The sequence below is a fragment of the uncultured Merdimonas sp. genome (assembly GCF_963929015.1).
GTDB lineage: Bacteria > Bacillota > Clostridia > Lachnospirales > Lachnospiraceae > Merdimonas.
The window spans coordinates 435680-448839 of the sequence record NZ_CAWVHE010000013.1 but is presented as its reverse complement, the minus strand read 5'-3'; the positions used below and the strand labels follow the sequence as shown (position 1 = coordinate 448839).

Here is a 13160-nt window from a genome sequence, read left to right as displayed (position 1 = left end):
AAATTTCCGCTAAGATTTTGATAAAATTCCCCCTTGTGCTGGCAGCGTTTCTTCTATATAATAAAACACATGTATGTGAATGAGAGGAAAGGACTTGTGAGAGTGAGGAGGATTTACAAATGAACAAGCGAAGCAGTTTTTCCGGCAAGCTGGGATTTGTCCTGGCTGCTGCCGGTTCGGCGGTTGGACTTGGGAATATCTGGCGGTTTCCCTATCTTGCCGCGCAATATGGAGGGGGCACCTTCCTTCTGATCTATCTGATCCTGGCGGTTACCTTTGGATTTTCTCTGATGATCGCGGAAGTGGCCATCGGGCGAAAGACAGGACTTAGCGCCATCGGAGCATTTAAGGCTCTGGATTCCAGGTTTGGATTTCTGGGGGTTCTGGCAGCTCTGGTGCCGATCATTATCTTCCCGTATTATTCTGTGATCGGCGGATGGGTGGTGAAATACTTTACGGTATTTCTGACAGGCGGCGCCCATGCGGCTGCAGGAGACGATTATTTTACCGGTTTTGTGGGCGGCACGTTTGAACCGCTGGGATGGTTTCTGATCTTCCTTGGCGTGACTGCTGTGATCGTGCTCCTTGGTGTAGAGAAGGGCATTGAGAAAGTCAGCAAATTTATGATGCCTGTGCTGGTGGTCCTGGCGGTCGGCATCTCGATCTACTGCCTGATGATGGACGGAGCCATGGAAGGCCTTGCTTATTATGTACAGCCACACATGGCGGATGTGTCAGTAAAGACGGTGCTCTCAGCCATGGGACAGCTGTTTTACTCCATGTCTCTTGCCATGGGTATCATGGTGACTTACGGCTCTTATATGAGAAAAGACACCAACCTGGAAAGTTCCGTGCGGCAGATCGAGATCTTTGATACGGCCATCGCATTTCTGGCGGGGCTGATGATCATCCCGGCAGTGTTCGTCTTTTCCGGCGGAGACCCGAAGATGCTGCAGAGCGGGCCGAGCCTGATGTTCGTGATCCTGCCAAAGGTATTTGACACCATGCATTTTGGCAATGCGGTGGGAGCGGCCTTTTTCCTGCTGGTTATTTTTGCGGCGCTGACGTCCTCTATTTCTCTGATGGAGACCATTGTGTCTATTTTCCAGGACAAGTTCCACTGGAGAAGAAGAAACACCTGTATCTTTGTGGCGGTTCTGGCGCTTGTTATGGGAATTCCGTCTTCCCTCGGATTTGGAACACTGTCCTTTATCACCTGGGCGGGCATGACCATCCTGGACATCATGGACTTTGTCAGCAACAGCGTGATGATGCCCATCGTAGCCTTTTTTACCTGCGTCTTTGTAGGATTCTTTGTGAAGCCAAAGACCATTGCAGACGAAGTAAAGGTGACAGACGGAAGATTTGTGGGAGAAAAGCTCTTTACTGTGATGATCAAGTGGATCACGCCGGTATTTCTGGTACTGATCCTGCTCAGTTCCGTGGCAAATGCCATGGGCTGGTTCAAGCTGTAGCAGAATGAGTCCGGCAACATTTGCGGGTTTTAGAACATTTCTGTGTTTTACAGTATTTGCAGGTTTTGGAACATTTTTGTGTTTTACAGTATTTACTGGTTTTGGAACATTTTTGTGTTTTACAGTATTTGCTGGTTGACATTACAGAAAACATGTGATAAATTGTTATCTGTATGAAAAAGAAAGTAGAGTATCCACTCTCACCATAGCACAAGCGGGTGACTATTGGTTCGATATTGTGTAGAAAAGACGGATATCAATGATGACGTTTTTTATGCTGATATGTAAGTGGATAGTCTCGAACTGTTCACTTATTTTTTTGTTAAATGGAGGTATAAGGCAATTAGCGAGTTAATGATCAACGGACAGATCCGTGACAAGGAAGTCCGTGTAATCGGACAGGACGGAGAACAGATTGGGATTATGTCTCCCAGAGAAGCGATGAAGATCGCCCAGGAGGCAGAGCTTGACCTGGTAAAGATCGCGCCGAAGGCACAGCCGCCGGTGTGCAAGATCATCGATTACGGCAAGTATAAATATGAGCTTGCCAGAAAAGAAAAGGAAGCCAGGAAAAAGCAGAAGACGGTAGAGGTTAAAGAAGTGCGTCTTTCACCGAATATCGAGACAAACGACCTGAATACCAAGGTCAACAATGCAAAGAAGTTTATCAGCAAGGGCAATAAAGTAAAAGTCACATTGCGGTTCCGCGGCCGGGAAATGGCCCATGTGCAGCAGACCAAACACATTCTGGATGATTTCGCGAAGCTTCTGGAGGACGTGGCTGTTGTGGAAAAGGCGCCGAAGCTGGAAGGCCGGAACATGAGCATGGTTTTAACTGAAAAACGTTAAAAATATATTACATTTTTAAGGAGGAGCTTATTATGCCAAAAATCAAAACAAATAGAGCTGCTGCAAAGCGCTTCAAAAAGACAGGTACAGGAAAGTTAGTTAGAAATAAAGCTTACAAGAGCCATATCTTAACTAAGAAATCTACCAAGAGAAAAAGAAATCTTAGAAAACCGACCATTACAGATGCAACCAACGTAAAGAACATGAAGAAAGTATTACCGTATCTGTAGGATATCGGCAGGATAGAAGGAGGAGAATAAGAGATGGCAAGAATTAAAGGCGGATTAAACGCAAAGAAGAAACATAACAGAACACTGAAACTTGCAAAAGGATACAGAGGAGCACGCTCCAAACAGTACAGAGTAGCTAAGCAGTCTGTCATGAGAGCTCTGGCATCTTCCTACGCAGGAAGAAAACAGCGCAAGCGCCAGATGCGTCAGCTGTGGATCGCGCGTATCAACGCCGCTGCAAGAATGAACGGACTGTCCTACAGCAAGCTGATGCACGGCCTGAAGCTGGCAAACATCGATATGAACAGAAAGATGCTGGCAGAGATGGCAGTCAATGATGCAGAAGGATTTGCAGCACTGGCTGAGGCTGCAAAAGCAAAATTAGCATAATCAATATCGATGAAAGAAAGTACCGGGAGAGATCCCGGTACTTTTTACAACGAATTGGGGACGGGGGATTTCTGGAAATCCCCCGTCCCCAATTCGTTGCAGATGGCTTTTCCACATTTTATCCATGTGAAATCCACATTAGTTATCCACGAATGGGGGATTATTATGGTTTTTGCCAGGAAGGGGACGGGGGATTCCCAGGAATCCCCCGTCCCCTTCCTGGCAAAAATGTGTAGTAAATCATGAAAATATATACTGTTTTCTTGCTTGCTGGATTTTATAATGATAGTGGGGGAAAAGGGAGGAATAGGTATGAAGTTGAGAAAAAGAATTATTCTTGCGCTGTCTGTGATTTTGTTATCGTCCGGTATTATCATTACCGCGCTCTGGTACAGCGCGTCAAGTAAACTTTCGGATACCTATCTGGATGATATATCGCAAAGTACGATGCTGGATGCCTACCACGCATTTGAGTATCTTCTTACGGACACTTCGTATATGGTTACCCTGATTGCTGCGAATGAACCGAATATTATTGAACCGGCTGAGAATCTGAATGCCAAGAATCTGATGGATCACGGGCAGTGGAATCAGAATTATCTGGATAACCGGCGGGTGATTATGGATTATATCCGCAGCCTGAACGGATATAAATATTATATTTCCGGGATTACGGTGGCGATCAGTCCGGAGTGTGTTTTCTCCACCAGTTATATTATTCAGAATAAGAAAGAGTTGTACGAGGAGATCCTGAAACTGGATCAGAACACTATGCGTACTTCTATGGTGATGATGGATCCGGTGCATCTGGAGGGGCTGAAGTATACGCTGTCCAGTGATTATGTTGTGCCGGCGGTGCGGGCGATCTTAAATGAAAATGGAAGGATCGTCGGTTATGTGGTGCTCTATTTTGACTATGGCGTGATCGATCAGATGTTTTCGGCAAACCTTCCGGAAGGGAGCATTTTCCGTGTGATCAACCGGAATGGATCCGAGATTTTTTCCAACCAGGAGGCGACAAAGTACACGACGCAGTACGCGGAAAAATATGTGTGGAATACGTTTGAAGCTACCGATGTGGGATGGGAATTTGAGATGGGGATCCCTGCGGATTTTTATCTTTCCGGGATCCGGGATACGGTGCTCTTAAGCGGCGCGGTTATGATCATCATCCTGCTTCTTGCCGGGCTTGCTTTTGCGTTTTATATTTCGCTGATCACAACGGAGATCACAAATCTTAGAAACTGTATGGCGCGGATTTCTGACGGAGACCTGAACGCATTTTATGAGGTGAAACGGCATGATGAGATCGGGGAAATGGGAGAAACCTTTAACAGCATGACGGTTGAGATCCGGGAACTGATGCAAAGGGTCGCAGAAGAGGAAAAACAGAAGCGGCGCAGCGAGCTTGCGTTTCTGCAGGCGCAGATCAATCCTCATTTTATATCAAATGTATTAAACAACGTGGTCTGGATGGCAAAGATCCAGCATGCGGATAATATTGTTCCTCTTGTGAATTCGCTGAATTCCATGCTCCAGAGCGCTATGCACCAGGAAAAAGATCTGATCCGGTTCCGGGATGAACTGGAGTATGTCAACAATTATCTGGCGCTTATGGAATATATCGGCAATTATGATTTTTATGTGGAGCGGGAGATCAGTGCAGATACGCTGGATCTGTACATCCCCAGATTTATTCTTCAGCCGGTGGTGGAAAATTCTATTTATCACGGAATGCCGGAAGACCTGTCAAAGCGGGGCTGCATCAGGATCGGCGCCTGCAGGGAAGAGGACAGGCTGTACATTACAGTGGAAGACAACGGGAACGGGATGAGTCCGGAGGAAATCAGTAAAATCCTGGCAGTTAAGGACCGCAGATCCTTTAACGGGATCGGCGTGGAAAATGTCAACAGCCGGATCCAGCTGTTCTTTGGAACAGAATACGGCCTTCGATATGAAAGCAAAAAGGGAGAGTATACCCGGTGCATATTCCAGCTGCCGGCGATTGAGGAGGATGAGTCATGGAAAAAGTAAAAATTGCAGTGGTGGATGATGAACTGACAGCCCGCAATATTATAAAGAAATATCTGGAAGACAATCCTTTTTATGAGGTGGTCGCAGACTTTCAGAACGGCAAGACAGCATTGGAATGGCTTAGGATCAATCGTGTCGATATCCTGCTGTGCGATATGCAGATGCCGGATATGAACGGCGTAGAGCTGATGCGGGCAGTACATATTATTGATGAATATCTGCCTATCATCGCAGTCAGCGGATTTGATGATTTTAATTATGTACGGGGCAGCCTGATCAATGGCGCCGCTAATTACATTTTAAAACATGAGATTGATAAAGAACAGCTGATCCGGGTCCTGGATCAGGTAAAGGAAAAATACCGGATCATACCGGAAAAAGGGGAACCGCTCCATAAGAACGGTTACTGCATCACCGATGAAAAAGAGTTTAGCGCTCCGCGGATCCGGGAGCTGGCAGAGACCGGGGCGATTGATTTTATCCCTTCCAACATGGTGCCGGTTGCCATCGGTCCTGATTATAAATGCTGGGACAGCATTGAGCCGGGGGAATACAAGCGGGATATCAGCCGGGCAGTGGTGGATATGATCAATCAGATGCTGGGAGGACAGTACCAGTATCTGTTTTACATCACCCGCCGGCAGCACATCCTGCTTCTGATCTCTTTTAGCGGGCAGAGAAGCACGTTGTTTGTCCTGAACACGATTACCAATCTTGTCCGGAGACTCAGACAGCAGATCATGCGGATGTTGGATGTCACGGTCACCCTGGTCACCGGAGAGGTCAGAAATGATCTGGAGGAAACCGTGTGCGAAGGACGGGAGATGTTAAGTCTTCTTGGCGATAAACTGTACCTGGGAGGCAACCGGATCATTTCCTCTGTTATGGCCAGAAAAATAGAGTACAGCAGCTGGCAGGCGCCGGAAAATCAGTGGAAGCAGATTGAATTCGAACTTCAGAATCATATGAACAGTTTTGTGGACACGCTTCGGGACAATCTGTTTGAGCCGATGCGAAGAGAGCGGGTCAGCGAGGAGATCTTAAGGAAAAACTGCCGGAGGGTTCTTGAGATGCTGCAGGAGAATCATATGATCACTGAAAATGAGCGCAGCGCTGCGATAAGGGAGATGGAAGAATTTGAAGAATTTGAGCAGTACCGGTCAAAGATCTTAAATATCATCGAGAAAAATCTTCGCTTTTTCAGTACAGAGGAACATTATTCCCAGCAGGTTTCCCGGGCGGTTGATTATATCCGGGAAAACTATACCAGAGAAATATCCCTGGAAAAATGCGCGGAGCTCACAGGATGCAGTTATACTTACTTAAGCCGGGAATTTAAAAAGGAGACGGGCCTTCGTTTTGTAGAGTTTTTGAACAGGCAGCGGGTAAACCGTGCGAAGAGCCTGATCATCCGGGGAGATATTTCTACAAAGCAGGTGGCGGAGCTGGCCGGATTCCGGAACTATAACTATTTCTTTAAAGTGTTCAAAGAACTGGAAGGGATGACGCCCAGCGAATTTGTGTCAAAAAAACAGAGTAATTCTTAAAAAAGTGTTATCAGTTTTCATTTGCCGGGATTTTATAATTATCTTTATGGAGGTGATTGTAAAGTGAAAAAAATCAAAACAAAACACAACTGGTCAGCATATTTGTATATTCTGCCTCTGCTGATCCTGTCATTCGCCCTGGTGTATTATTGTATTATTGACACCGTTTATGTCAGCTTTACGAACTGGGACGGAATGACCGATGAATTCGATTTTGTCGGACTGCAGAACTATATCAAAATGTTTGGCGACGATGTATTCTGGACGGCTGTGATCAATAACCTTATCTTCTTTGTGGGTACTGTTTTTCCACAGGCTTTCCTGGGATTCCTTCTGGCGGTAATCTTAAAGAGAAAACTTCCCGGATCCAACGTATTCAAAGCGATCTACTTCATGCCGATCGCTATGGCTACATCCATCATCACCGCAATTTTCCGGATTATTATGGATCCCACCAATGGTTCCCTGAACCAGTTTTTCAGGGCGATCCATCTGGACGGGCTGGCGATGAACTGGCTGGGTGATCCGAAGATCGCATTGTTCTCTGTGATCCTTGTTAATGTATTCCAGTGGATGGGATTTTCTATGATCACATACTATGCAGGTCTGATGGCGCTGCCGGACGACGTCTATGAAGCGGCGAAGATTGACGGCGCAGGCTTCTGGCGGACGGCTATTTCTGTGACACTGCCGATGGTAAGAGGAACAACGAACGTACTGATCGTTCTGGGTATCGTAGGATCACTTAAGACTTTCGACATTGTGAAGCTGCTGACAGCCGGCGGCCCCGGAAGAGCAACAACGGTTATGAATACATATCTGTATGAGAAGGCATTTAATAATTTCGATGCCGGAGGAGCTGCCTCCATCGGTGTTGCGATTCTGATCATTGCTATGATCATGTCGTTCCTTCAGGTGAAATTCGGGAAGGAGGATTAGCAGAATGAGCAAAAAATCAAACTGGCAAATCAAGTCTATCGTAGGCGCCTATCTGGTGCTGGTCATTTTTGCGGTTATCTGGATCCTGCCGCTGATCATTGCGGTTGTCAAATCCTTTACGATCAATGGACTTGGAAACTATGAATATGTACTGAGCTATGAAAAGATTAATTATTTCCATGTTATTTTTAACAGTATGACGATCGCTATTTCAAGCGCTCTTGTTGTTACTTTGATCACCGCGCTTGCTGCCTATGCGTTTTCCAAGATGAAGTTTCCGGGCAGCAAAATTCTTTACGGCGCGATCCTGGCCTGTCTTGCAGTGCCGGTAGCCGCTGTGACAAGCCCTCTTTTTGCTACGATCAAGAATATGGGCTTTCTGGATCATCATCTGGGTGTCATCATCCCGTTGATCGCATTCAACTCACCGATGATGCTTCTGATGATCAAAAACTATTTTGACACCATTCCGGACGAACTGCTGGAAAGCGCGAGAATTGACGGCGCGTCCAGATTCCGGATCTGGTATGTTTTTATGGTGCCTTTGAGCGTACCGATCATTGCCAACGTACTGGTGCTTACGTTCATCTATTCCTGGAACGACTACCTGGTACCGTTGCTGGTAATGAGAAGCGAGGAGAATTATCCCGTAACTCTGGCGGCGCAGTATTTCATGTCAAGTACTTATCAGAGCCCGGAAGATGTGGCCAGAATCTATGCAGTTATGATCCTTCTGGCACTGCCGTCTATCCTGGTGTACCTGGTAAGCCAGAAATTCCTTGTAGCCGGAGCTACAGCAGGCGCTGTAAAGGGATAAAATAATAGAACAATGGAGAAGAAGAAAATGGAAAAGGGTTATCAGAATCCCGTGCCATTTGTTGACGGAAAACGCCGGACCAATCCGGATCCGTTTGTTATGAGATGGTGCGGAAAATATTACTGCTATGCGACTGACGAGAAAGGTGTACAGGTCAGTGTATCTGAGGATCTCGTAAACTGGGAATCCCGCGGATATGCCCTGTCTGACCCGGCGTACAGAGATTACTGGGCACCTTCCGTATTTTACCGGAACGGTAAGTTTTATATGTATTATTCCAATATTCCGTCGGATCAGACGGATTGCCATCAGGAACATCTCAAGCTTGCGGTGTCCGATGATCCGGAGAAGGGATTTGAGTGGAAGAAAACATTTTTTGAGGAGTTTTCCATCGATTCCCATCCCATGTTCTGGAACGGGCAACTGTATATGTTTTATTCGGTGAACAACTGGCTTGGCAAGGAGGAGAAGGTATCCGGTACCTGTATCCTTGTGGATGAGATGAAGACACCGGAAGAGTTTGCCGGAAATCCTAAAGAGGTGATCCTGCCGTCAATCCCGCAGGAGATCTATGCGGCTGACAGATTTGCCGACGGACGCGACTGGTATACTATTGAGGGCGCGGCGCATGTGATCCGGGGAGATCGTTGCTGGCTGATGTATTCTGCCAATGCTTATGAAAATGTGGACTATTTCGTAGGGACCACGGTGGCGCAGTGCAGAGAAAACCTGGAAGACATGGAGTGGAAAAAGTACCCCAACGACTGGACCTGGGAGCCGCTGCTGTGCAAGAATGAGCAGATGGAAGGAACCGGACACAATACGGTGGCAAAAGCGCCTAACATGGTGGATGAATGGATTGTTTATCATGGACGCAGAGCTGAGGAAGAGCTGATCCAGGGAACGGAACAAAGAGAGATGTGTATCGATCCTCTTTACTTCAGCGGCGATCATCTGATCTGTCACGGGCCATCAGCAGGAGGGGAAGAAGCTCCGGCTGCGGCCGAGATCCAGATCCGTGATATGGACGTACAGGAGATGACTGTACTTGCACCTGGAAGCGATTTTTATCTGGCAGAATTCTGGCTGTCCGCACAGCGCTGCCACGCGGGAGCAAGATATGGGATCCTTCTGGAATACGAAGATGAAGATCACTGGTTTGAACTGCATTTCCACAGCGGCCGCAAAGAGCTGCAGATGGTAGAATGCCGTTGCGGCGTGCAGACCTGCCTTGGAAGCATTCCGCTGGACAGAGACTTTGATTATACGGTGCCGCATCTGTTCCGGATTGCAAAGCGCTTTGAGACATATACCGTAGAAGTAGACGATGAAAAACCTGCAGAGATCCTGCGTCAGGCTCCGTTTACATCAGTAGCTGCGGTAAGACCTCATTTTACAGATGTAAAGGTACACAGCTTCGCGCTGACACAGACGATCCGGCTGTATGGAAGTTATTTGTCCGGGACAGGACGTCTTCTTAAGACCACGGACTGCAAGACAGACGGAACAGAGATCCGGGGAAGAAAAAGTGACTTCATGACATTTGGAGAGACTTCCCGGTGGGAACAAAGGACAGAAGTCCTGCAGGTTCGGCCCTGCAGACAGGAAAACAGCATTACAGTATGCAGAGGAAGCGAAAAGTATGTCCTGGCGGAAGAGATCCGAAACGAGATTTCTGTCATCCATGTGGTCCGGGATGGGAAAGACTGCTTTATTGTGGATGGACTACCGGCAGAAATTCCTGCGGATGGAGAAGGAGAAGCCTGCGTATACGAATTGAAAGGCCTGGCGCTCCGGGAATATGAGATCACAAAAAACTGATTACAAAAATTTGAACGAAAAAGCAAAAAATCGGAGTGACTAAAACCCGAAAAACATTTTAAGGTAATAATAATGAATGTATCAAGGAGGTATATCTTATGAAAAAGAAAAAAATTCTGGCACTGCTGCTGACAGCGCTGATGACTACATCACTTGCAGCCTGCGGAAGCTCCGGAGAAGAAGGCGGCGAGAGCGAAGGCGGATCAGATGACGGAACCGTAACTCTTACTTTCTGGTCCTGGCTTCCGACCAACGATCAGTCCGATGAGATGATCGAGAAGTTTGAAGAACAGAACCCGAATATCAAGATCGACTATACGCGTACAGAGCAGGACGATTTCTTTGAAAAACTGCAGGTAGCGATGGCATCTGGAACCGGCCCGGATCTGTTTGGTATGACAACCGGCGCTATGATGGAACAGTATGCGAAGTTCTCCGCAGATATGAAAGAGACTGCTGATGAATACTGGGAAGGCTGGGAGGAAGACATTGATCAGAACTCCGTAGCACAGTGTACAACAGAGGATGGAAAAGTTGCTGGTATGCCGCTTCTGAACGCAGGTATGACCACACTGATGTACAACCAGACACTGATGGAAGAGTGCGGTATTGACAAGATGCCTACCACTTATGAAGAGCTTCAGGATGCAGCTGCAAAAGCAAAAGAGCACGGTTATGTATGTATCGCAGCCGGTGCAGCAGATGACTGGGTAAACTCTGACTGGTTCGTACAGACCGCAAATGAATTTGAAGACGGCGCTGTTTATGAAGCAGAAGCAGGAGAGAGAGAATGGACAGACCAGTGCTTCGTAGATACTATGCAGGCATGGCAGAACCTGTTCACAGAAGGCATTTTTGAGGATGGAGCACTTGGTGTTAATACTTATCCGGATGCCCGTGACCAGTACTTCTTCGCAAGAAAGTCCTTATTCCTGCTGACAGGATCCTGGCATATCGGACCGACCTCACCGTCCAACAGCGAGATTCAGGGAACTGAGATCGGCAACCAGGGCGACGTGATCGGAATGGCTCCGTTCCCGGCAATGTCCGACAGCGGCGAAAGACTTGGAACTTCTGGTGTAGACGTTATGGTATGTCTGAATCAGGATTGTGAAGAGAAAGAAGCAGCTATGAAATTCATCGAGTACCTGTCCAATGGAGACGGCCAGCAGTACTGGGTAAACTACCTCCAGGGCGCACCGGTATCCAAGAACATTCAATATACCGGCGAAGTAGACGGCGAGCTTCAGCAGCAGTCTATCGATGAAGTAAACGCATACGTTATGGAAGCAGCAGAGAACGGAAGAGAAAGAAAGCTCTCTGTTAGCGAGATTGAAAAAGCAATCCAGGTTGCTATGCAGAACGTAGCAGCAGGTGGAGATCCGGCTGAAGAACTGGCAACAGTACAGGAAACAGCTGATTCACTGTAAACAATTGGGGACGGGGGATTTTCAGAAATCCCCCGTCCCCAATTTGATGTCTGCCGGTTTTCCACATCTTATCCATGTGTAATTCACAGTAGTTATCCACATATGGAGGATTATTATATACATTGATGTATGAGGGGACGGGGGATTTTTGGAAATCCCCCGTCCCCTTTCCCGCGTGGCTTGACAATAGCGGAGATCAACGATAAAATGGCGGTAACAATCTGGAACGACCGTGAGGGGAGGAATTTGCATGAAGATATTAGTAGTGGTAGATATGCAGAATGATTTTATTGACGGGGCTCTTGGAACCAAAGAGGCCGTGAGCATCGTGCCTCGTGTGGTGGAAAAGATCCGGCAGTTTGACGGAAGGGTTCTTTATACCAGAGATACCCACGAAGAAAATTACCTGGAGACTCAGGAGGGAAGAAATCTGCCGGTTCTACACTGCATCCGGGGAACGAAAGGTTGGGAACTGGCCTCGCAGATCGAAGCGATCCGGGTGGAAAAAGCCGGGGAAGCGCCTCTTGATAAGCCGACCTTTGGAAGCTGTGAGCTTGGACAGTTATTAAAGGCACAGGATGATGACCTGAAAAAACAGGGAGAACTGGGGATAGAGTCCATTACGCTGATCGGTTTGTGTACGGATATCTGTGTGATCTCCAACGCCATGATCGTCAAAGCATTTCTTCCGGAAGTGCCGGTGAAAGTAGATGCCGCATGTTGTGCGGGAGTGACGCCGGAAAGCCATAAAAATGCATTGGAAGCTATGAAAGTTTGCCAGATTGAAATTGAGCGTGATATAATATAATTATTAAAAGAAATGGAGGGAGAGCAATGACAATTGGAAGCGTTCGGCATGATCTTGCCTTGCAATTAGCGAAACAAAAAATACTGCGTTCAAAGCTCTCTCTTTATGCAAAAGAATTATATTTGTATGGGAGTGCAGCCAGAGGAGAAGTGAGATGGGACAGTGATATTGATTTACTGTTGGTACTCGATCCATCACAAAAGAACAGCAGAGAATTAAAACGTGAAATTATATATCTAAAAGGATCTCTTACAGATGAAGAAGTGGATGCTCCGGAAGTAGATTTAAAAGTAGTATTTGGAAACGGATGGAGAACCAGTACTCAGACATATTATAAAAATATTGTGCAGGAGGGGAAAAAAATATGGCAGAAGAATTGAAAACATACTATGACTTTGCCGATAATAATTTTGACTTTCTGATGGCGGCTTATAAAAATGGTCTGGTAGGAAATGCGATGGGAGCCATGACACAGGAAACCTGTGAAAAATATTTGAAGCATCTGATTGATGAATATGTCGTTCCGGAGAATTCTACAGATAATGTTCAAAAAACAGAGGTTTTGAGGACACATAATCTGACGAAACTTTCTAAATATATTTCTGTCCATCTTCCGGAGGTAAAATTGGATCGTCAATCATTAAATTTAGTAAATGGATTGTATTTTACGACAAGATATCCCGGTGATGAGAGTATCCTGGTTGAAAAAGAAGATTTGGATGATTATATGGATGCTGTAAGAAAATGTAAAAAAGCAGTGGATGATTTTATCCAAAGTAGAAATGAATGAAAAAATCTATTTGTAGAAAGGCCGCCATTT

13 protein-coding genes are annotated in these 13160 nt (G+C 46.5%); all 13 read left to right on the top strand.

Going from position 1 to position 13160, the window contains the following annotated elements:
- Positions 1 to 119 precede the first annotated feature (119 nt).
- Entirely contained in the window at positions 120 to 1475 is a 1356-nt protein-coding gene (locus tag ABGT54_RS09225) for a sodium-dependent transporter (protein ID WP_204909056.1), read from the top strand.
- A 354-nt stretch (positions 1476 to 1829) separates the two neighbouring features.
- Positions 1830 to 2324 (top strand): translation initiation factor IF-3, encoded by a 495-nt coding sequence (infC, locus tag ABGT54_RS09220; protein ID WP_346663824.1) that lies wholly within the window; start codon positions 1830 to 1832, stop codon positions 2322 to 2324.
- Between the two features lie 32 nt (positions 2325 to 2356).
- On the top strand, positions 2357 to 2554 hold the full coding sequence (gene rpmI / locus ABGT54_RS09215; RefSeq protein ID WP_346663823.1) for a 50S ribosomal protein L35: 198 nt from the start codon (positions 2357 to 2359) through the stop codon (positions 2552 to 2554).
- A 33-nt stretch (positions 2555 to 2587) separates the two neighbouring features.
- Positions 2588 to 2944: a 50S ribosomal protein L20 gene (gene rplT / locus ABGT54_RS09210; protein ID WP_346663822.1), complete on the top strand. Its 357-nt coding sequence runs from the start codon at positions 2588 to 2590 to the stop codon at positions 2942 to 2944.
- A 312-nt stretch (positions 2945 to 3256) separates the two neighbouring features.
- Positions 3257 to 4978: a sensor histidine kinase gene (locus tag ABGT54_RS09205; RefSeq protein ID WP_346663821.1), complete on the top strand. Its 1722-nt coding sequence runs from the start codon at positions 3257 to 3259 to the stop codon at positions 4976 to 4978.
- Positions 4966 to 6525: a response regulator gene (locus tag ABGT54_RS09200; protein ID WP_346663820.1), complete on the top strand. Its 1560-nt coding sequence runs from the start codon at positions 4966 to 4968 to the stop codon at positions 6523 to 6525. Before ABGT54_RS09205 ends, ABGT54_RS09200 begins: the two co-directional genes overlap by 13 nt.
- A gap of 63 nt (positions 6526 to 6588) precedes the next feature.
- Entirely contained in the window at positions 6589 to 7464 is an 876-nt protein-coding gene (locus ABGT54_RS09195) for a sugar ABC transporter permease (protein ID WP_346663819.1), read from the top strand.
- A 4-nt stretch (positions 7465 to 7468) separates the two neighbouring features.
- On the top strand, positions 7469 to 8281 hold the full coding sequence (locus ABGT54_RS09190; protein WP_346663818.1) for a carbohydrate ABC transporter permease: 813 nt from the start codon (positions 7469 to 7471) through the stop codon (positions 8279 to 8281).
- A 27-nt stretch (positions 8282 to 8308) separates the two neighbouring features.
- On the top strand, positions 8309 to 10102 hold the full coding sequence (locus tag ABGT54_RS09185; RefSeq protein WP_346663817.1) for a glycoside hydrolase family 43 protein: 1794 nt from the start codon (positions 8309 to 8311) through the stop codon (positions 10100 to 10102).
- 98 nt (positions 10103 to 10200) lie between these two features.
- A complete protein-coding gene (locus tag ABGT54_RS09180) occupies positions 10201 to 11532 on the top strand; it encodes an ABC transporter substrate-binding protein (protein ID WP_346663816.1) in 1332 nt (443 codons plus the stop codon).
- A 250-nt stretch (positions 11533 to 11782) separates the two neighbouring features.
- Positions 11783 to 12340, top strand: a complete 558-nt coding sequence (locus tag ABGT54_RS09175; RefSeq protein ID WP_346663815.1) for an isochorismatase family cysteine hydrolase — start codon at positions 11783 to 11785, stop codon at positions 12338 to 12340.
- A gap of 26 nt (positions 12341 to 12366) precedes the next feature.
- On the top strand, positions 12367 to 12720 hold the full coding sequence (locus tag ABGT54_RS09170; RefSeq protein WP_346663814.1) for a nucleotidyltransferase domain-containing protein: 354 nt from the start codon (positions 12367 to 12369) through the stop codon (positions 12718 to 12720).
- A complete protein-coding gene (locus tag ABGT54_RS09165) occupies positions 12705 to 13130 on the top strand; it encodes a HEPN domain-containing protein (protein ID WP_346663813.1) in 426 nt (141 codons plus the stop codon). The genes ABGT54_RS09170 and ABGT54_RS09165 overlap by 16 nt, the downstream gene beginning before the upstream one ends.
- Positions 13131 to 13160 lie beyond the last annotated feature (30 nt).

Excerpts from the sequence above, each read along its gene's own strand:
- ABGT54_RS09165 (WP_346663813.1), top strand. The coding sequence starts at position 12,705 with ATGGCAGAAGAATTGAAAACATACTATGACTTTGCCGATAATAATTTT.
- ABGT54_RS09190 (WP_346663818.1), top strand. The coding sequence starts at position 7,469 with ATGAGCAAAAAATCAAACTGGCAAATCAAGTCTATCGTAGGCGCCTAT.
- ABGT54_RS09225 (WP_204909056.1), top strand. The coding sequence starts at position 120 with ATGAACAAGCGAAGCAGTTTTTCCGGCAAGCTGGGATTTGTCCTGGCT.
- rplT (WP_346663822.1), top strand. The coding sequence starts at position 2,588 with ATGGCAAGAATTAAAGGCGGATTAAACGCAAAGAAGAAACATAACAGA.
- infC (WP_346663824.1), top strand. The coding sequence starts at position 1,830 with ATGATCAACGGACAGATCCGTGACAAGGAAGTCCGTGTAATCGGACAG.
- ABGT54_RS09170 (WP_346663814.1), top strand. The coding sequence starts at position 12,367 with ATGACAATTGGAAGCGTTCGGCATGATCTTGCCTTGCAATTAGCGAAA.
- ABGT54_RS09180 (WP_346663816.1), top strand. The coding sequence starts at position 10,201 with ATGAAAAAGAAAAAAATTCTGGCACTGCTGCTGACAGCGCTGATGACT.
- rpmI (WP_346663823.1), top strand. The coding sequence starts at position 2,357 with ATGCCAAAAATCAAAACAAATAGAGCTGCTGCAAAGCGCTTCAAAAAG.
- ABGT54_RS09200 (WP_346663820.1), top strand. The coding sequence starts at position 4,966 with ATGGAAAAAGTAAAAATTGCAGTGGTGGATGATGAACTGACAGCCCGC.
- ABGT54_RS09175 (WP_346663815.1), top strand. The coding sequence starts at position 11,783 with ATGAAGATATTAGTAGTGGTAGATATGCAGAATGATTTTATTGACGGG.
- ABGT54_RS09185 (WP_346663817.1), top strand. The coding sequence starts at position 8,309 with ATGGAAAAGGGTTATCAGAATCCCGTGCCATTTGTTGACGGAAAACGC.
- ABGT54_RS09205 (WP_346663821.1), top strand. The coding sequence starts at position 3,257 with ATGAAGTTGAGAAAAAGAATTATTCTTGCGCTGTCTGTGATTTTGTTA.